The sequence below is a fragment of the Edaphobacter paludis genome (assembly GCF_039993895.1).
In the GTDB taxonomy this organism is placed as follows: domain Bacteria; phylum Acidobacteriota; class Terriglobia; order Terriglobales; family Acidobacteriaceae; genus Edaphobacter; species Edaphobacter paludis.
Genome location: NZ_CP121194.1, coordinates 1944167 through 1963775 on the forward strand (window position 1 = coordinate 1944167; position 19609 = coordinate 1963775).

At 54.2% G+C, this 19609-nt stretch carries 13 protein-coding genes; 4 read left to right on the forward strand and 9 right to left on the reverse strand.

The genetic code is table 11. The annotated features are described in order from the left end of the window. Window positions 1-49 precede the first annotated feature (49 nt). The 5 genes from P4G45_RS07990 to P4G45_RS08010 form a co-directional block, all read right to left on the reverse strand. Window positions 50-1210: an energy transducer TonB gene (locus P4G45_RS07990; RefSeq protein WP_348269143.1), complete on the reverse strand. Its 1161-nt coding sequence runs from the start codon at window positions 1208-1210 to the stop codon at window positions 50-52. 244 nt (window positions 1211-1454) lie between these two features. Then, the gene (locus tag P4G45_RS07995; protein WP_348269144.1) at window positions 1455-3143 is read right to left on the reverse strand and encodes a hypothetical protein; all 1689 of its coding nucleotides are present in this window, start codon (window positions 3141-3143) and stop codon (window positions 1455-1457) included. A 95-nt stretch (window positions 3144-3238) separates the two neighbouring features. Next, window positions 3239-4948: an Ig-like domain-containing protein gene (locus tag P4G45_RS08000; protein WP_348269145.1), complete on the reverse strand. Its 1710-nt coding sequence runs from the start codon at window positions 4946-4948 to the stop codon at window positions 3239-3241. A gap of 191 nt (window positions 4949-5139) precedes the next feature. Further along, window positions 5140-6549: an ATP-binding protein gene (locus P4G45_RS08005; RefSeq protein WP_348269146.1), complete on the reverse strand. Its 1410-nt coding sequence runs from the start codon at window positions 6547-6549 to the stop codon at window positions 5140-5142. Between the two features lie 3 nt (window positions 6550-6552). Next, window positions 6553-7263 (reverse strand): response regulator transcription factor, encoded by a 711-nt coding sequence (locus P4G45_RS08010; RefSeq protein ID WP_348269147.1) that lies wholly within the window; start codon window positions 7261-7263, stop codon window positions 6553-6555. A 174-nt stretch (window positions 7264-7437) separates the two neighbouring features. Here P4G45_RS08010 and P4G45_RS08015 point away from each other — a divergent pair, with 174 nt between their 5' ends. From P4G45_RS08015 to P4G45_RS08025, 3 genes are all read left to right on the forward strand, one after another. Next, entirely contained in the window at window positions 7438-10287 is a 2850-nt protein-coding gene (locus P4G45_RS08015; RefSeq protein ID WP_348269148.1) for a TonB-dependent receptor, read from the forward strand. A gap of 681 nt (window positions 10288-10968) precedes the next feature. Beyond that, window positions 10969-11760 (forward strand): alpha/beta hydrolase, encoded by a 792-nt coding sequence (locus P4G45_RS08020; protein WP_348269149.1) that lies wholly within the window; start codon window positions 10969-10971, stop codon window positions 11758-11760. Window positions 11761-11837: 77 nt separating this feature from the next. After that, complete coding sequence (locus P4G45_RS08025) at window positions 11838-13274, forward strand: ATP-binding protein (protein ID WP_348269150.1); 1437 nt, start codon at window positions 11838-11840, stop codon at window positions 13272-13274. Between the two features lie 256 nt (window positions 13275-13530). On the opposite strand, the gene ftsH is transcribed toward P4G45_RS08025, so the two are convergent. The 4 genes from ftsH to P4G45_RS08045 all read right to left on the reverse strand — a co-directional run bounded on the left by ftsH (window position 13531) and on the right by P4G45_RS08045 (window position 18552). Beyond that, complete coding sequence (gene ftsH / locus P4G45_RS08030) at window positions 13531-15486, reverse strand: ATP-dependent zinc metalloprotease FtsH (RefSeq protein WP_348269151.1); 1956 nt, start codon at window positions 15484-15486, stop codon at window positions 13531-13533. Between the two features lie 30 nt (window positions 15487-15516). Further along, a complete protein-coding gene (locus P4G45_RS08035) occupies window positions 15517-16236 on the reverse strand; it encodes a nitroreductase family protein (protein ID WP_348269152.1) in 720 nt (239 codons plus the stop codon). Window positions 16237-16441: 205 nt separating this feature from the next. Beyond that, window positions 16442-17599: a hypothetical protein gene (locus tag P4G45_RS08040; RefSeq protein WP_348269153.1), complete on the reverse strand. Its 1158-nt coding sequence runs from the start codon at window positions 17597-17599 to the stop codon at window positions 16442-16444. Between the two features lie 389 nt (window positions 17600-17988). Beyond that, on the reverse strand, window positions 17989-18552 hold the full coding sequence (locus P4G45_RS08045; RefSeq protein ID WP_348269154.1) for a lipocalin family protein: 564 nt from the start codon (window positions 18550-18552) through the stop codon (window positions 17989-17991). A gap of 270 nt (window positions 18553-18822) precedes the next feature. On the opposite strand from P4G45_RS08045, the gene P4G45_RS08050 reads away from it, so the two are divergent. Continuing rightward, window positions 18823-19602, forward strand: a complete 780-nt coding sequence (locus P4G45_RS08050) for a hypothetical protein (RefSeq protein ID WP_348269155.1) — start codon at window positions 18823-18825, stop codon at window positions 19600-19602. Window positions 19603-19609 lie beyond the last annotated feature (7 nt).

The following is a 19609-nucleotide window of genomic DNA, read 5'->3' on the forward strand; positions in this document are numbered from 1 at the left end:
ACTGCCGCGCAGACGTTCCTTGCGTCGGGCCATCACACGAATTCAACTTCTAATGCTTGAGCGCGAAATCGACCTTAACAATAGTCGCAATTTCTGTTGCCTTGCCATGGATGACGTAAGGCTTATAGACCCAAGTGCGGACAGCGCTGGTCGCTGCTTTTCGAAGGAGATACGGCCCTTTGATTACGTGCACAGATTCCACGGTTCCATAGGGGGAGATGATCGTCTGAAGGAAAACAGGTCCTTGAACATGGGTCAGGCTTGCCAGCTTCGGGTAGGAAGGTAGGCTGCACTCCAACAGATTTCCCGTCATTATGCCGGATGATATGCCGATGCTGTGTGTCTTTTCCTTCGATGAGTCCGAATCTGGCGGCGTGGATGTCGTTGCAAAGCTTATATTTCGTCTCAGAGGAGAGAGACGAGCGCTGTTCGACTTGGCGGATCCATCGAATTTACCGAAATGATCGGAGTGGGCTGTAGGATTTTGCTCTAGGCTTCTTACGCGGGAGAAGCCCTTTTGGGGATCGAAATTTTTCTCGCTTGTGTTTGAGAGTGGGAGAGATATGGCCGCTTGGCTCGGGGGAGGGAAGCTGGTGGATGCAATTTTCCCATCGATGGAGCTACTCTTCTCTGAAGATATTGCTCTCTCGGAGTGTGTACGACGGGCAGTGAGGCTCCGCAGAGATGAGATTGCCAGAAGTGAGAGAATCCCGAAACCAGCCACATAGAGATATTGCCTGGGCTGTGGGAAAAGCTTCACAGCTGCAACGGGAAATATCAATTTCTTACCGTCGCCGTTTTTCGGTCCATTTCGATCAGAGGATTGTGGAGCGTAGGCTGGATCCAGGACTTCGGGAACGCGTGAGAGTGCAGGATCATTCTTATGAGCAAGAAGAATGGCGTCGAACTCCGTAACGAGGTCTCCTATTTGACTATCCGCAGTAGAGACTTCGGTTCCTGCCACCGAGATCACAAGGAGCGTAAGCAATTCGCATTGAGAGAGATTGCCCTTCTCTTTCATTTGTACGAACGCCGTGTGCTGCCAGAAATCAGCAGCAAAATTCGTATTCTCTTTTAATTCTCGAATAAATGCAGAGAGATTTTGAGGTGTTCCATAGGAGATGGAATGCCGATCGAAGAGGAATCTATACTCTCGGACATCCGGATCCGACTGGCAGGCAATTTCTTGAAGATTTGGACACAATTCCATTCATAAGCTTGGATGCGCGTTTCATCTCGCAGGTAGTATGGATCTTGAAAGATATGGACTTCGGAGCACCGCTGAATCCTCACCCGCCCCGACCTAAGTCATTCATTCGAAAAGGGACGTTCGGGAGGCAACGGGAGGCAATAAGCGCTAGAGGAACTCATTGGAAAACGGCCGGCCAAGGGTTAACATGGCCGGCCGTTTTCTGAGTTGCTCTAGCGCTGCTCATTGCATTGAACAGGCAGAGCTAGTTCACTGTGTGGCCACGATGTTTAGCTTTCTTCGAAACCTCTACCAGCGAGGTGTCAGCCGCCGAGGTATCCGACACGTCATTTGCAAAGTTCGCACCCGAAGGAACGAGGTAGTTCTGCACGGTTGGGGTTCCTGAATTACCAGTACGAACCTCGATGCGGGCAGAATCGACGCCCTTCTCGTCCACAAGGTAAGCTCTGGTATTGATGGCCCGCTCCACAGCCAGGGTAGAGCCGTGTCTCTCTGCGGGACCACTGTTCCCGACAACCACGTACTTAGCATCGGAAGAACGCTGCAAGTTCAACGCAACATCGTCCAAACATGCCTTTCCTTCATTATCGACACGGCTGGGGCGACGTTTGTCTCTGCCGAAATCTATCGTGCAGAGCGCTTGAGTCTTCGCCACTGGCGCTGGTGTGGGTGCATTGATCGTCACGGTGGTAGTCGCCGAAGCGGTCTGTCCCGTGTCATCGACTACGTTGCATGTCACCGTTACTGCGCCTGGTGCAATGTCCGCCGTGTTCAGAGTAGCGCTATTGGTGGAACCGCTGATCTGGCCTGAAGCCGAGCTGTAGCTGTACGACAGAGGACGGTTCTGGGGGCTGGACGCTTGCGTGGTAATGGTAGAAGAATCGCCCGGATTCACGGTCGATGGGTTGGCTGAACAGGCAACGGTTGGTGGTCCGAAAGGCTTCACCGTGAAACCGGCGCTGCAATCGGCGGACTGACCAGCTTTTGCACCTTCCGTCACATGGCCGGTAACCGTGTAGCTGCCTGGGGCCAGACCGGTGGTATCAATATTCGATACGGAAGACGTGCCGCTGGCTTTGCCGCCCGTCGTGGTCCATCCGTAGGTCGCCGTCCGCTTCGGGTTGAGATTTATGGCACTTCCCGTTACCGTCACCGGATCTCCCGGAAACACCTCGGCGGGGCTAACTGAGCAGCTGTAGCCTACTGGTTCGGGCCGAGCCATACCTCCGAACATGAATACTGCACCGCTCTGGAGTCTCACGCCGCGAAGTTCGGTGGTGGGAACAGTCGCAGATGGTCCAAATTGATGGTTGGAAAATACATAATCGCCTTGTATAGGACGCCACGCGAAGTGCCTGGTCAAAGGAACGTCGATTCCACCTCCACCGATAAACCCGATGCTGTCGCTGCTGCCGATCCCACTATATTCGGAATGCAGTCTCTGCCAGCCGACCAAGCCTTCGATAAAAGGGGCAAAGTGTGCCTTGCGATACGTCAACTTAGGTCCAATGGACGCGGTGTAAAGGTTGGAGTCATCCAGTGTGCCAATGTATCCTGCAGCCAGATTTGGTCCGCCCTCTCCATCGCCCCAATCTCCGCTGAAATCACCCGTCACACCTAGCCAGCGAGTGAAATTGTAGGTAATGCTGGCACCAACACCTCGAGGATTCGATTCCTGGCGAAGGCTCACAGGAAGCGTTGCTCCGGGATTAAGGTAATGCAGATTCGCACCAGGATAAAGGAAGGAATATCCGCCAAAGAGCTCCCATCGCGGATAAGGATGGTCCTGATTTGTAATCGGATGAGGAGCTGGAGCACTGATAGAAGCCTGGTCCTGCGCCTGGGCTAGCGTTCCGGTACTACATAGGACCGCAAATGCTGCGATCAGTATTGCTGTAACAGGCCCACGAGGGCTCTGAGAATAAAATGACATAGGACAGTTCCTCCGAACTTTGAGACTTGAGAGCGAATTGGAGCGCAGCCCCGGTAGATGACAGCTTTAGGCTGTCGTCTACCGGTTGCTCATAGTTAGGGGGCAGTAACTGCGTTGCTGTCCAGGGTGACCGCGCCATTGCTGGCCAATGCTCTGCCGTGCAGACTCGCACCGGTATCCAATGTGATCGATTGGAGAGACAGGATCGTCCCACTAAAGGCGGAGTTTGTGCCAAGCGTCGCCGAGCTGCCGACCTGCCAGAAGACGTTCTTTGCCTGCGCCTTTCCCGCGAGAATGACTTGCGTGGAACCTAGCGTCGTTAGCGTAGAGCCGACCTGGAAGATGAAGACAGCATCCTGATTGCCTTGAGCGTCTAGAGTCACATTGCCTGACGATAGTTGGACAGTGCTGGACGTCTTGTACACTCCCGGTGTGAAGGTCAGGCCGGTCATGTCTCCCGGCAGAACTGCCGCTCCCTGGACTCCGGCCGCGTAGTTATAAGCGGCTGTCAAATCCAGTTGCGCCTGTGCTGCAGTCGGATCCGTCAGGAACATGGCTGCCGGTGGGGTAAGCGTTCCTGGAGGAAATCCCGTGACCGCCGATCCCGGGCTAAGTCCGAGGTTTCCGCCTGTGAGACTGGTTGGGCCCGTATTCGTCACAGTCGATCCCGCGAGCACCAGAAAATTAGCCGCTGAGTTCAGAGGAACGGCCTGTTGGCACGCCACACTTGAGGTTGTGAAGGTCCAAACCTCGTCGTTTGCGAGCCCATTGCCGGAGAGATCCTTGGCTCCCGTCGTGATTGTGGCGGTGTACGAGGTATTCAGCGAGAGCGGCGCGCTCGGGGTATAGGTTGCCGTCAGGCTGGGCAGATCGTAGCTCACGGTTCCTGCGGCGCCCGCTCCAGCAAGAGTGAAAGTGCTGCTATTGATCGTGGTTGGGTTCATTGCTTCGCTGAAAGTGCCCGTGACCAGCGTGTTCGGACAAGCTCCATTGGCAGGAGTAACCGTAACCACTGTTGGCACAACCGGCACAGTGCAAGCGGATGTCGTGAAATTCCAGACATAGTCGCTCGCTAAGGCGTCGCCCGCCGCATCTTGGGCTCCCGTTGTGATGGTGGCCGTATACTGCGCGCCGACAACCAGGGGAGTGGAGGAAGATGGGGTGAACGTCGCGATATTGCCTGAAGAATTATAAGTAACCGTGCCTGTCACAGAAGAGTTGTTCGGCCCCATTACTGTAAAGGTAGAAGCATTGATGGTAGAAGACTTCATCTGTTCGTTGAAGGCTGCGGTAACAACCGTGCTTATACATGCAGTCTGGCTGCCATTGATCGGTCCCACTGTTACGACTGTGGGCAAAACGGGCGGTGGAATCACGATGCATATGCCCGAAGTGAAGCTCCACACATAATTGCTGGCGACTGCGTTTCCGTACAGATCTTTGGCGCCTGTGGTGATTGTCGCCGTATATTTCGTATTTTCGGCAAGAGGCGCGGATAAAGTAAAAGTCGCCGTTTTATTTGTGGAATTGTAGGAAACCTGTCCCGATACTGCTGTTCCATTCGGTCCGGCCAACGTGAAGGTGGTGCCGTTGATCGTGGAAGGATCCATCGCTTCGCTGAAGGTGGCATTCACAACGCTGAGACCACAGGCAGCAGTGGTGCCATTCGAAGGGCTGACGGAAACTACGGTAGGTAAGTTGAGTCCGGGAGTACCGGGATTCTTGTCTAGGTCTTTACATCCGGTGGTAACAAAAATAAGTAGGAATGCTACTAACCAGATCTTGTAGCTATTGTGTTTCTGCATAACCGAAGCCTCTTGTTCTTAGGCCTTGGTTGAAGTTCCGAGATACGTTGTAATCCCCGAGGTCTGAGTCTAGCGTAGCAGTGTACACGTCGGCTATGTCTACGTCCTTCGGGGGATAGACCATGCTCGGTTTGGCTGCTATGCTTTAGTCCATCGCGAAGCAGCCTTCGCCAACGAAGGCTGCTTAAGTTCTATAGCGTCCCAATTGTGGGAGGCTTCATTGCTTGACAATTGGTGGGAAATATCATCTGGATGCAGGTGCCGCCCTCCAGCCGGTTCGTCGCTCGCAGGGTTCCCCCATGAAGTCTGACGGCACGTTCTGTTATCGCCAGACCGACGCCAAAGCCGCCAGTAGAAGAACTGCGTGCCTGATCAACGCGGTAGAAGGGCCGGAAGATGTGTTCCAGTTCGGCGTCCAGTATGCCAGGGCCGCAGTCGTCCACTTCAATCTTTGCAAACCGCTTCGCCTCCACAGACATCTCGGTGATCCGGATCGTAACCACGGTATTCGGGTATGTGTAACGAAGTGCATTGCGAATTACATTTTCAATTGCGCGGTACAGCAGCTCCCAATCGCCGCGGATCGTGCAATCACTATCCTGCGCCAGAACGACGGTGCAGGGACGCCGTTGCGCTTCGTATTCGGCATCCGGCAGGATCTGCTCGCAGATTTCATTGAGGGAGATTGGTTTGAACCCTGTGGTGTTCTCCCGTGCCTCCATCGAGGATAGGGTGAGCAACTGACCGACGAGTTGGTTGAGTCTTTCAGCTTCTCGTTCGATGCGCGATAAGTGCTTGCCGAGTTCAGGTGCCGCATCCTCATGTGCCAACTCGAGGGCGACACTTAATCTTGCGAGCGGCGAGCGAAGCTCATGAGAGACGTCGCGTAATAGAAGTTTTTGAGCACCGACCAGGGACTCGAGCCTTTCTGCCATGTGGTTGAAGTCGTGGACGAGACCCTGGAACTCATCCGAGTTTGGCCTTAATGGGCCTGAAGGTGCTTCTTCGACGCGCGCGCTGAGATTTCCCCCAGCGAGTTCACGCGCCGCCTTCCGTAAACGTACGAGGGGACGGCTGAATAGAAGCACCAAGACAAAAGTTGTCAGGCCACCCACGGCGATCGCAACGGGCAGTTGCGGGAACGCGAAATGCATAAGATTCCACCCGTGCCGCTGTGGTCGACTCGAGGGAGGCTGAAACCAGACATACTCGTAGTGCGTGCCGTTGGTGGACACAACCGGAACAAGCCAGACATAACCACTCGCTACCATCCTTCCGTCGACCCTATCAGGGAAACGTGGAACTAAATCCCTTAGCGAAAGTGCGTTCGAAGTGCGACAGACGGTGTGCCCACTCTGATCGAGGAGCGCCGAACCGGAGGGTTCGTGGCGCGTGGCGTTAGCTGCAAAGCTACTGCAACCGCCAGCTTCATAGGCTCGAAGAGCAACAGCGCCATCGTGTTGAAGATTACTGTCGAGTGCATCGGAAAGAATATTTGGACCTGGAAAACGTTGCCGGACGATCAACGTCGTTGAGATGACGAAGATTAAGCTTTGAGCGAGCCAGAAGATTGCAAAGATCTTGAAGAATAATCCGCGCATACGTCAGCTCCGCCCGCTTGCGGGAGTTCGGCGCAAGACGAGTTGATAACCTGTCCCTCGCACTGTCTTCACGCGATCATCACTACGGCCATCCCCAGCCAGTTTCTTACGAAGGCGGCTTACGTGCATATCCAGGCTCCGATCAAATGGGTTGAATTTGCGACCGAGCACCTCTTCTGCCAGGCCTTCGCGCTCCACTACCTTGCCGGGTGATCGCATCAGAACTTCTAACAGTGTGAATTCAACATCAGTCAGATCGATCTGTGCACCGTTCTGCCTTACAGTCCGTGCTGCGGGGTCAAGCACCAGGTCCTCGACGACAACAGCCGAGGACTTATCTCCCACAACCGGGACCAAACTTCGGCGTCGAATCGCACGAATACGTGCGAGAAGTTCACGTGCGTTGAAGGGCTTGGCAAGGTAGTCATCCGCTCCCATCTCAAGTCCGACGATGCGATCAACATCTTCTCCGCGCGCTGTCAGAAGGAGAACGCTTCCGGTCGAAAAACTTCGGATCTGTTTGAGGACCTCGAAACCGTCTAAACCGGGCAGCATTACGTCCAGGAGAATCATGGACCATTGACGGCCCTTAGCGACTTCGAGCCCGGCGTCCCCTCGATGGACCGCACGAACGCGCAGATCGTAGCGGCCGAGGTACTCCGTCAACATGTCGCACAACTCGACGTCATCATCGATCAGAAGAATATCTTCCATTGCCTCACAAACTTTCTCCCTTAGGGTACCCCTCTCAGCCCTCAGTGTTGAGACTCTTCATGTAACAAATGGTCAAGAGCTTCGTTACAAACCGTTACAGAGCGTTACTCAACGTAACCGCACGGGATCATGCGATGCGGTGTTCTTGAGATACGCCACGAAGAGGTAACGATAATGAAAAAAATTACTGCTTCTCAACTAATTCCATACCTGTTTTTGATTGTGTGTCTCCCCATCCCCGCGTTCGCACAAGTGGCTACAGGGACCATCAGAGGAACGGTCAGCGACCCATCCGGAGCGCTCGTGCCTCAGGCCGAGGTCACACTCGCGAACTCCAGCGGGTTTTCGCGCAAGATCAAAAGCGGTGCAGCCGGAACATTCGAGATGATGCGCCTGGTTCCCGGACGCTACTCCTTGAGTGTCAACGCAAAGGGTTTCACGCCAGCGACGGTGAATGACGTCGATGTGTTCGGCGGGAAGGTAACGAGCCAAAACCTGAAGCTGGAGATCTCCGTCGAGTCGGAGGTCCAGGTCACCGCTGAGAGTTCCACTGTGAGCACCAGTCCAGACGACAATGCAAGCGCGCTGGTCATCAAAGGCAAAGATCTGGACGCACTGTCAGACGACCCGGACGATCTTCAAAATGAATTGTCCGCTCTTGCTGGCCCGACTGCCGGACCAAGCGGCGGTCAGATCTATATCGACGGATTCACGGGTGGACAGCTTCCTCCAAAGAGTTCCATCCGCGAGATCCGCATCAACCGCAATCCGTTTTCCGCTCAGTATGACAAACTCGGCTACGGCCGAATCGAAATTCTGACAAAGCCGGGGACCGATAAATTCCATGGGTCGTTTATGGTGAACGGGAACGATAAAGCGTTCAATTCGCTCAACCCATTCGTCACCAAAGAGCCCTCTTATTACTCGTCCTTTCTAACCGGAAATGCGAGCGGTGCCTTAAGCAAAAGCGCATCCTGGTTTACCAGTGTCTTCCGCCGCGACAACCAATCGAACTCAATCATCAACGCCGACATCCTTGGTACCGACGGGACGACACAGAACTTCACGCTGGCGGTTCCCAACCCCCAGTCACGAATCGACATAAGTCCTCGCCTTGATTTCCAACTCGGCGCAAACAATACACTCAGCGTGCGCTACATGTTCGATCGTCAGAAAGAAAACAACAGCGGTGTCACTGGATTTGCACTGCAGAGCCAGGCTTACAACGTCCTCAACTACGAGAACACGGTGCAGATCAGCGACACCCAGATCCTGAGCCCGAAGATTGTCAACGAGACACGCTTTCAATACACGGCGGACCGCGACAGCCAGATTGCATCCTCTACTGACCCGACGATCACGGTACAGGGCGCATTCACGGGGGGCGGAAGCAACTCGGGAACCGTCCGAGACAATCAGGATAGATTCGAGTTGCAGGATTACATCACATCAGCCGAAGGAAGACACGCGCTGAACTTCGGCGGCCGGTTGCGGCTTACTCACGAGATCAATTCTTCAACCTCCGGTTTCAATGGGAACTACATCTACCAGTCTCTGGCTGCCTATGCCGCGGGTAGACCATCGGAGTACAACGTGACCGTCGGCAGTTCCAAAGCGGGTGTCAATCTGTTCGACGCCGCGCTCTTTTTTCAGGACGATTGGACGGCGCGTCCGAACCTCACGGTGAGCTACGGCCTGCGCTATGAAGGCCAGAACCGAATCAGTGATCACTCCGATTGGGCTCCTCGCCTCTCGGTCGCATACGCACCTGGGGCGCGCAATGGCAAGAAGGCAAGCACAGTCTTCCGCGCTGGCTATGGCTGGTTTTTCGACCGATTCTCTCCGACGTACGTTCTGGATGCCATCCATCAAAACGGCATCAACCAGCGGCAGTACGTCGTGAAGAACCCCACCTTCACGGTGGGCGACGCCCCTTCAGCATCCGTGCTATCGAGCACCAACACGACTGCTCCAACGCTCTATACCGTCGCCCCAAATTTGAAGACCGCCGTCAATATGCAGGCGGCGGTTGGGGTCGATCATCAGTTCGGAAAGGCGGTGACACTCTCGGTAACATACCTTAACTCGCGCGGAGTACATCAATACCTAAGCGACAACACGAACGCGTACATCGCTTCAACCTACAACGCGACAACGGGAACGGGAGTCAGGCCCAACGGGATTAACGAGAACATCTATCAGTTCCAGTCGGGCGGTGTCTATAACCAGAATCAACTGATGCTCAATTACTCCATCAAAGCGAGGAAGGTATCTCTCTTCGGCTTCTACGTGTTGAGCTCAGCGAAGGCAGACACCTCAGGCGCGACCTACTTTCCTTCCAATCAGACAAATCCGGGAAGTGACTACGGACGAGCGACCTTCGATGTGCGGAATCGCTTTCTGCTCGGTGGCAATTACATCGCCCCGTTCGGAATCTCGGTCAGCCCCTTCCTTGTCGCAAACTCCGGCAGTCCATTCAATATCACGGTCGGCCAGGACCTCAACGGGGACAACCAATACAACGATCGCCCCTCCTATGCAACCGAAAGCAGCACCGACACGCTGCAGACTGTCTACGGAAATTTCGATCTTAATCCGGACGCGGGTGCAGCCCGGATTCCTTATAACGCCGGTGTCGGTCCGGCACAGTTCAGTATGAATCTGCGCGTGAGTAAGACCTTTGGCATCGGCCCGCGGGTCGAAGGCGGCGCTGGTGCCGGATCTTTTGGCGGCGGTCCAAGGGGGCCCGGCGGTCCTGGCGGAGGCGGTCCCGGCGGCGGCCTTGGGCCGGGAGGCTTGAGCGGCAACAACGGTCCGCCAAGGCTTGATCAGGCGCCTCCTCGCCGTTACTCGCTGACATTCTCTGCGATGAGTCGGAACGTGTTCAACCATGTAAGTCTGGCGGCGCCGGTAGGCGTGCTCGATTCGGCGCGCTTTGGCCAGTCCACTGCAATCTCCGGAGGTTTCTTCGGTTCGGCCGCTGCCAATCGCAGCATCGACCTTCAGGCCGCTTTTAACTTCTGAGATGCGCTGCCGCTCGTACCGGACTAAAATCCGACGATTTCAAAAGCCTGTCCCGGCGAGAGGGAACTGATCAAGAAAATAAATTCTCTGCTGGTGGATGGTCGGTGTGGAAGGACGAGGCCCCACTTTTCGGCGGTTGAGACTCTTCCTGCAACTGAGGTGTATGCTTGGCTGGCACAAAATCAGCATAAGAAAGATCAAATGAACAATTTGGAAGTTTCTCTGCCTAGTGAGTTGGTGTCAGCCGAAGCAAAAATCCAGTGGATTTCGCCTACATGGATGAGGCCGTATCTTTGCTTAATTAGCAATCCTAGTCATTCTTTGCACGAAGTGATGACGGTGGAGCAGGTCCTCAACGGCCCCGATGGTGATCGTAAAGCAGTAGTGTCTGCTCAGGTATCCCTTGTCTGCCGGATGAAGTCGCTAGGGTTTCTTCGATAAAGGTATTAGGCAGGTGAGGCAGCAGACGGCTTCCTGTATTGGTACATGACGACTGACCCTGGTGAGACGGAAGAGGGGCTGCGGGCCTCCTGGCACGAGTACGCCATGATCTCTAGGAGGCGCACGCAATCATAAAAGCCTCTCTGGTACCTACCTGCCTTTTTGCGGTTGGTCGTGGGCCCACGTATCATAGGAATCTTGAGCAGTCGATAAATAAGGCCTAAAGTGGCTTATAAGGACATGATGAAGGCCCTGCAACGAAACAATGTACATGTACTGGGAACAGGCGATCGAGTGCTCATGTTTGCTCACGGGTATGGCTGTGACCAAAGCATGTGGCGGCATGTGTACCCCTCCTTCCTGGACAAATTCAAGGTCATTCTCTTTGATTACGTCGGCTCCGGCTCTTCCGACGCATCCGCTTTTGATCGCACCCGGTACAGTACTTTGAACGGATACGCATCGGATGTACTCGAAATTCTCCATGAATTGGAAATTGAACGTGTCAATTTCGTTGGGCATTCGGTGAGTTCCATGATTGGAGCTCTTGCAGCCAACCGAGAACCGGATCGTTTCGACTCCCTGGTGATGATTGGGCCGTCGCCAAGTTATATCAACGATGGTGACTACATCGGTGGATTCGATAAAGAGGACATTGATGGTCTTCTATCTTCACTCGAAAGCAACCATATGGCGTGGTCAGCTACGATGGCTTCCGTGATTATGGGAAACCCGGAGTCACCAGAATTAGCCGGGGAACTGGAAGCCAGTTTTTGCAGAATGGACCCGATTTTGGCACACCACTTTGCTCGGGTGACGTTTCTCTCGGACAACCGGGCGGACCTCCCGCAGATCAAAACACGTACGCTGATCTTGCAATGCGTAAAGGATATGATCGCGCCCGCCAGCGTGGGAGAATATGTACACCAATGCATCCCGGGAAGCCAATACGCGGTGATGGACGCGACAGGTCACTGTCCGCACATGAGCTCCCCGAAAGAGGTAACCCGAGAGATTCTGGCGTTTCTTTAGAGGAGACAGAAATAGAAGCTCCTTCCGAGGCGTTCTTCAGTCAACTTATTTGCGACACTCCTTCCAGTCAGTTGGTTATGAAGATGGATGGAACCCTGCTGTACGCAAATGAGCGTTTTCTATCCCTGACCCAACTCGCTCTCCCGGATCTGAAGAACCTTCGGTTCCAACAGCTGCTCACTCGCGGAGCAGCGATTTTTTATGAGACTCAGTTTGCCCCGAGTTTGATCCTTCGCGGGTACCTCGATGAAATCTCCTTCGAACTGATACGTGCTGACAAAAGCCGCGTTCCTGTTTTCGTGAATGCTATAGCTCGGCGTGACGCTTTCGGCTCTCAAATTGACATTGTGATGGCTGTGTTTGAAGCAAGCCAGCGCCGGGCGTATGAAGAGGAGTTGCTTCGTTCTCGAAAGAGCTCGGAACAAGTTGCCGAGGTCGTGCACCGTTCCTCCGACGCGATCATTACCCTGACGGATAAAGGCGTGATTCGGAACTGGAATCGCGGCGCGGCTCAAATTTTCGGTTGGCAGCGAGATGAAGTTTTAGGGCAAGAACTGGCTTCACTGCTTCTCCGCGACAGCGGACAGATCGAGTTCGCGAGAGCTACTTCGATCCTTCATTCGGGCGCGGACCAAACGTTCGAGCTGGAAGGATTTCACAAAAGTGGACGTTCCATCCAACTTTCTCTCAGTCTCACGGCACATATGGAGGCGCCTGGAGTTCTCGTTGCTTTTTCAGCGATCATTCGGGATATTACGGCTCGCAAGCTATCAGAGAAAGCTCTCATTCAAACCGAAAAATTAGCTTCGGTAGGCCGACTCGCAAGTTCGATCGCACATGAGATCAACAACCCGCTCGAAGCGATCACCAACCTTCTGTACATCCTTGCAGGAGAGGTCGAGGGCACCCAAGCTAGAGACCTGGTTCAGACTGCCCAGGAGGAATTGGCGCGAGTTTCTCATATTGCGGCTCACACACTTCAATTCCACCGGCAGAGCAGCAATCGCACCCCTCTTGATCTGCGTATTCTCTTTGAGTCCGTCTTGGGTTTGTACCGGGCTCGTATGATCAACAGCGGAATCACGGCTGAAATCGAAACAAGGAGAGCTTCCTCTCTATATTGTTACGAGGGCGAACTTCGGCAAATTATCGTAAATATTGTGGCGAATGCTTACGATGCAATGAAGAAGGGAGGCAGACTCCTGCTTCGGGCTCGAGATGCTACTGATTGGCGAACTGGCACGAAGTGCGTTCGTCTCACAGTCGCAGATACAGGAATCGGAATTGAAAAGGAAATTCTGGCTCGAATATTTGAGCCTTTCTTCACGACGAAAGGCATTGGGGGTACGGGTCTTGGGCTTTGGATCACCCAAGGCCTGGTTGAAAATAACCGAGGTATTATTCAACTGCGCAGTACCACCTCATCAAGCAAATGCGGCACCGTTGTAGTCCTTCGATTTCTAATAGACCCACCGGCCGATCAATCTTCTGAGGCGAAATCTTTGGCTCGTTGAAGATCGGAGTTTTGACGACATCGGCTAGTTCCTTTTCAGGAAGACAGTTCCAATAGTCAAGGTTGCAGCAGAAGTTGGCGCGGCACGCGTCGATCCGTGTCCTTGCGTAATAGGCGTTCCACGTCGCGCCGTAGCCGCGCAAACCACCTCTACTGGCACGGGAGGCCAATCCTTGGCTCGATCGCCGCGCCAAAGTCCTCGCAAGCGTCTGCGGCATAATCGGCATCCGCGCCGCTCCAAGCGCAGTCCTGAACCCTCAAACCTCTACCGCTTTGCGCGATTCTTCTCCATGTTTGCTCGTGGCAATGGCTTCAGACGCCGAGTTTTTCGCTAGTGCTTCTTTTACGGCATTGCCGCTCACGGTCTCTTGCGCCAGCAGTTGCTGAGCCAACGTCTTCAAGCCCTCGCGGTGGTCCTTCAGTAACGCTTGGGCTCGCTGATATTGTTCAGTTATCAAGCGCTGGACTTCTTCATCGATCGCCTGGCGCGTCTCTGGACTTATCTGGCTGTTGTCCTCGACGGATGTCCCCAGGTATTGCAGTTGTTGGCCCGCGTAGCGTACCGACCCGAGCTTCTCGCTCATGCCGTATTCGACAACCATGCGGCGGGCGAGTTCCGTCGCTCGCATAATGTCGTCGCTGGCCCCGGTGCTGATGATCTGAAACTCAACGATCTCGGCGGCACGTCCGCCCAACATCACGGCGATCCTGTCCTTTAGTTCGTCGATCGTGAGGAGATAACGGTCTTCGGTTGGCATCTGCATGGTGTAGCCTAACGCTCCGCGGCTGTGAGGAACGATGCTAATTTTGCTGACCGGTTCGCCATGGGGCACCAGTTCGGCCACCAGTGCGTGGCCTGACTCGTGGTACGCAACCGTTTTCCGTTCCTGCTCATTCATTACCCGGCTCTTTTTCTCCGAGCCTGCGACCACCCGCTCTATCGCAACCTCGAAATCGTTCAATGTAACGGCGACAGCCTTGTGCCTGGCGGCGAGCAGCGCAGCCTCATTCATGGCGTTCGCAAGATCTGCTCCGCTGAAGCCAGCCGTCATCCGCGCAGCCCGCTCGATGTCAAAATCCGCCGCGAGTTTTACTCGCTTGCTGTGAATCCGCAGGATCTCCACCCGGCCGATAAGGTCCGGATTTCCAATGGCGATCTGTCGGTCAAAGCGGCCGGCACGCAGCAGCGCCGGGTCGAGCACCTCCGGACGGTTGGTAGCCGCCATGATGATGACTGGGGCGCTGGCATCGGTTTTGAAGCCGTCGATCTCGGCCAGCAACTGGTTCAGGGTCTGCTCGCGCTCGTCGTTGCTGCCTAGGCGCATGACACCTCCCCGGCTTTGGCCGATGGCATCGATCTCATCAATGAAAACAATTGCCGGAGCAGCCCTCCGCGCCTGCTCGAACAGGTCTCGCACGCGCGCAGCGCCGACCCCCACAAACATCTCTACAAATTCCGAGCCGCTGGTTTCGAAGAAGGCAACTTTGGCTTCTCCGGCCGTGGCCTTGGCTAGCAGAGTCTTGCCCGTTCCCGGCGGCCCGACCAGCAATACTCCCTTAGGGATGTGCCCGCCCAGTTGAGCAAATTGCTCAGGCGCCTTCAGAAACTGAATAATCTCCTGGAGTTCGGCAATTGCTTCATCAGCTCCGCCAACATCCTTATAAGTGACGGAGATGTCCTCAGGCTTAACCTCGATCGCTTTGCTCCTGCCAACTCCAAAGATGCCGCCCGCGCCTCCGGCCGCTCGCCTGTACCCCATGTACCAGAACCCGCCAAGCATCACCATTGGCAACAGGTAGCCGAGCAAGAATTCGCCGATGGGATTGGGAGGACGCTCGAATCGGTAAGGAATATTTGCGTTCTGTAGCTCTTCGATTAGCTTTGGGTCGCCTGCCGGCGCAGGAAAGGCGGTGAACGGCACGGTAGGAGGGAAAGCATTTGGCGTAGGGTTCTTCATCTTCCCATCGATACTCCTTGCACCGATGGTTATATTTACAAGTTGTCCAGCAGCCAGCTTCTTCTTGAACTCGTTGTAAGGAATCTCCGTGGCTCCGCTGAAAAGAACCGTGGTCAACAGCTGAATCAACCATAACGCAAGCAGACTCGTGATCAGGTAGCCGATACCGAAACGAAACTGCCGCCCACTTTGTTCCTGGTGTTTCTTTGGGTCGTCGTTGTTGCGTTTACGTGGCGACAAGTTCGATTCGTCCACGATCCACCTCATCTGTATAGCCGTAAAGGGTCAGTCAAAGCCCCGATTGCCAAACCGGTTGTGATGTACGAAGTCGTCGATATCGCGACGCACCCGAAGGTATTTAGCTGGCTTCGATGCCAGAAAGCCAAAGCGGCAGGCAAATGCGATCTTCATAGGAGGGGGAATATTCAGAATGGCTCCCACCTGGCCTTCCACGCCCGCTGTGCTGAAAGTACTCAATATCTGGCACCCTATGCCTAACGATTGAGCCATGAGCCACATGTTCTCCATTACGCAGCCCAGACTCATCATCCCCAGCACATCTCCCTCGGAAGCCGGAGCTCTCTGGGTCGCATCGTAAATGACGACAAGCAGGAGAGTACTCTGTTGAAGTGCATCGCCCAGGAATGAATGCAGGATTTCGATTGCGGCATCGGGCGTGGCATCGGGCTTACGCCAGGAGGCGGGGAACATGCTGGCCAACACGCCAGTTTTCTTGTTTAACAGTTCCTCTTCGGAGAAAGACATCTGCAGGTAATTCTCACGCAAAAAAGTTTCGGATACCTGCGAGCCGATACTCCCGATGGCCTGCAATCGTTGTTGGTCATCAACTACGACGATCTCGAAGTTCTGCATATTGTGAGCCGTGGGGGCCCAGCGAGCCGCTTCGAGGATTTTCTCCAGGTCTTGCCTCGAAATGGGGAGCTGCGGATCGAATGGCTCGCGCGCCGAATGTCTTGCTCGTACGATCTCCAAAAGGTCACTCATCTGTGCCACTCGATCCGTGTTGCTACGCATGTTATGCGCTTTGACTCGAACGTATGTATGAACACCAAGACCCTCATGTTCTCCCCCAAAAACTTCCATTGAGCCGGGCACCCCAGATTGCGCTTCAATACTGCAGATATCGAGGCCGCAAGAACCAGCACGTCTCCATTGTCGCGAGTGCAGCCACTTGGTCCTGGTGAATACCTTAACGATCTTTTACTTGTGCCGTCGCGTCAAAAGCCTTATACCGCAGGATCGCAGCTGCGGAACCCCCTGAGGGCAGTTGTTGATGGGCGAAGGTTGCAACGTGGCCGCCATGACGAAGAGTTTCCAGCGCAATCAAATTTAGCAATTCTTCTTGATCAGAAGCTCTGTTTTGCTCACTAAGCAACAAGAGTTGAATATGACCGGAACGAGCGGCAGTGAGCATGGAGGGGATGCCGGTCAGGGTCAGGCCGCTCGATTGTTTTTCTGCGAACTGCGACAGGAGATTTGTCTCGTCAACAGCAGCCTCATCATCCAGGACTTTTAGCGCTGAGTGATGGAGGTCGGAGTTGGAAACCCTCTCCGGGCTCCCCTGAATGTTTCCCTCAAGCAGATGCGGATAGTTGCTTAGCTTCTTATATATCGCCAGTTCGCGTTCGACTGCAGCCAATATCAGGGGCAACTCTTCTCCCCTATAGCGCTGGTTTATCTCGTGGTCGATTATTCTGAAAAAGTGAGAGATGTATTCTTCGGTCTTCTCTTCCGCCGTACCGGTTCCAAAGTGAATCCTGCTGCGACTACCGGGCGCGGATCCGGCCGCCGAGCGGGCCTCCAGATCATGATCGGGTTTGTCAAATGCTCCGGCTTGCTCAACGCTTCGAGGAATCGATGCGGGAAGATCCACCTCGACCGCTTCAAAATTGCTGCACCGGAGTAGTCGAACGTGTTTCTCGCTAAGAGCAAGAATGATAAATTGAGTAGGCTTGGAGAGAACCGACAACAAAGGCGTGATGTGGAAGTCGTTGCCAACATGCACCGACTCCGATACGACATGCGAAGTTCGAAAGATGCGGATCAAATTTCGTGCGCAAAAAAATGCCAAGCCGCCTCGTTCTTTCTCCCACCGCCTCTCTTTCGCAAATTGGCGCAGTTGTTCTAGTGGGAGATCATCGCCGTCAGCAAGCACAGCGGTTGAACCCAGCTTTTGCGTTGCAAGCTGCAGCGCGGCCTTAAACTGCGCATCGAAGCGAATGGAGTCGTTTTCAGGAGAGTAAGCAGAGAGATAGATCGAAAGACAAGGAGGCTTTGCCACTTCCGCGAGTTCCGAAACCTGTCTGATGGAGTTCAGTGATTCTTCAATGATTCGGTCGATGGCCATTTCGAGTTCTCTTTTCCCGGCAGTTTATTGGCAACTGTAATTGCTCGCTGATCTAGACCCCAGAGACAATCAATTTCTATAACTGGTTTGCCTGTCGGGGCTGTGATCAGCATCACTCATTCGCTGAAGCGATGCCGCAAGATAGACTCGTTGCGTCTGCCCGGATAGTGCAAGCATCACAGGGGAGATGACGCGGCTTATGTCACTGGTTGCGCTGGACCTGGCCTTTGCCGCAGTAATGCTGGCATGGCAGAACCGGTGTCCGAGCAGAGAAGGGAACCTGGGTCTTCCCAAACCCCAACAGTGCCGCGGTGAACGGCATGATCTGGCTCACGTCTGGGCTCGGGTGGGCGGGGAAGCGTCTCTACAGAATGCGCCGAAGACCACCGTCAATACGTCTGCTTCGTCCTCTCAAGCCTTGCCGCATCATAACCCTTGGCCGCTAGGCGATTCGTAAGTTCAGCATAGAGCGTATCGTCCATCTTCGGAGTGCGGCTCAGAACCCATAGGTATTTTCGGCTTGGTTCCCCGATCACGGCATACTCATAATTCGGGCCGAGGTCGATAATCCAATAGTCGCCAAAGAACGGCCAGAAGAATGTCACCTTGAGCTTAGAGCAAGTTTTCCGGTCAACTACCTTGGCCCAACCGCGCGATTGGGTAAGCTTGCCTTCGTGAGTTATGCAGCTATTCACTACGCTGATCTTGCCGTCGGCACGGATGGCATATGTCGCCTTCACGTCGCTGGCACACTTGCGCTCGAAACGATTGGGGTACTTTGCAATCTCATACCAGCGCCCAACGTAGCGGTTTAGGTCAACGTTCGGAACCGAATCAAGAGGAGAATCAACGCCTGCCGCTCTAGCCAAAGAGAAAACTCCCATCAATGCGAAACCAGGATAAATGAGTGTTTGCACTTTCATAAGCAATGGATTTCCTTTTTTGATCCCCATCCGTTCACATTGAACTGTCTCTGAGAGGGGTCCCGTTCAATACTTTTAACGCGATCCCTCTCAAATGGGGCCTATCTGCTCAGAGTATGCTCAGCGAAGCTGAGCCGTTTAAATTCTGGTGCGACGACGATGATATGTATATCGAATACTCTCAACCGGCGCTATCGTCTTTCTCGTTTTTTGCTTCTATGCGTCATGCTGATGGTTGGGGTTCCTGATGCTATAGCGGCACCGGCATTCTCCGGACAAACTCCGACGGAGGTCTTGCATGTGCCGGAACTCGAAACCGGTTTTCATCTTCTGTACGAATTAAAAACGGTAGAAGCTCGCGCCCAGTTTAGGGCCTGGCAGAAAACCCACCCAGAAGATCCTCTTGCGAGTGCTTCGGAAGCTGCGAGCTATTTATTTGAGGAGTGCTATCGACAAGGAGTTTTAACCTCCGCGTTTTTCTTGGACAATAAGCGTTTTCTTAGCAAAATCCCTCTTGCCCCGGACCCGGAACGACGCGCAGCCTTCTTCGCCGCGGACAAACAGGCCCAGGATCAGGCGCAATTGCGATTGAGGACAAACCCTGACGATACGAATGCTCTGTTCGCCATGACTCTAAGCCTGGGCATGCAGGCCGACTATGCCAGTCTGATTGATAAGCAACAGATGGAGAGCCTGAAAAAGACCCGAGAGGCGGATCTATATGCTAAAAAACTATTGGCGATCGCGCCGGACGCTGCCGACGCTTACTTCACACTGGGCAAGGCGAATTACGTCCTCGGAAGTCTTCCGGGTTTCAAGAGGCTTTTTCTCAGCCTCCTTGGAATCCATGCTGACAAACGGGTCGGCATTCAGCAACTCGAGATCGCCGCCGAGCACGGTCATTATCTCCGTCCGTTTGCGAAGCTCACGCTGGCCCTGGCGGCCATCCGTGAAAGAAAGAGAGATGTGGCCCGCGCACAATTTAAGGAACTGGCCACGGAATTCCCTGAAAATCCACTCTTTGCGGCTGAACTGAACAAGGTCAATGTCCCTCCCACAGCGGCTGGCCCTCAAAAATGAATTAGGA

What these genes read in the sequence shown, in the direction of transcription:
- P4G45_RS07990 (WP_348269143.1), bottom strand. Translation starts at nt 1,210, where the DNA reads ATGGAATTGTGTCCAAATCTTCAAGAAATTGCCTGCCAGTCGGATCCG.
- P4G45_RS07995 (WP_348269144.1), bottom strand. Translation starts at nt 3,143, where the DNA reads ATGTCATTTTATTCTCAGAGCCCTCGTGGGCCTGTTACAGCAATACTG.
- P4G45_RS08000 (WP_348269145.1), bottom strand. Translation starts at nt 4,948, where the DNA reads ATGCAGAAACACAATAGCTACAAGATCTGGTTAGTAGCATTCCTACTT.
- P4G45_RS08005 (WP_348269146.1), bottom strand. Translation starts at nt 6,549, where the DNA reads ATGCGCGGATTATTCTTCAAGATCTTTGCAATCTTCTGGCTCGCTCAA.
- P4G45_RS08010 (WP_348269147.1), bottom strand. Translation starts at nt 7,263, where the DNA reads ATGGAAGATATTCTTCTGATCGATGATGACGTCGAGTTGTGCGACATG.
- P4G45_RS08015 (WP_348269148.1), top strand. Translation starts at nt 7,438, where the DNA reads ATGAAAAAAATTACTGCTTCTCAACTAATTCCATACCTGTTTTTGATT.
- P4G45_RS08020 (WP_348269149.1), top strand. Translation starts at nt 10,969, where the DNA reads ATGATGAAGGCCCTGCAACGAAACAATGTACATGTACTGGGAACAGGC.
- P4G45_RS08025 (WP_348269150.1), top strand. Translation starts at nt 11,838, where the DNA reads ATGAAGATGGATGGAACCCTGCTGTACGCAAATGAGCGTTTTCTATCC.
- P4G45_RS08035 (WP_348269152.1), bottom strand. Translation starts at nt 16,236, where the DNA reads ATGAGTGACCTTTTGGAGATCGTACGAGCAAGACATTCGGCGCGCGAG.
- P4G45_RS08040 (WP_348269153.1), bottom strand. Translation starts at nt 17,599, where the DNA reads ATGGCCATCGACCGAATCATTGAAGAATCACTGAACTCCATCAGACAG.
- P4G45_RS08045 (WP_348269154.1), bottom strand. Translation starts at nt 18,552, where the DNA reads ATGGGGATCAAAAAAGGAAATCCATTGCTTATGAAAGTGCAAACACTC.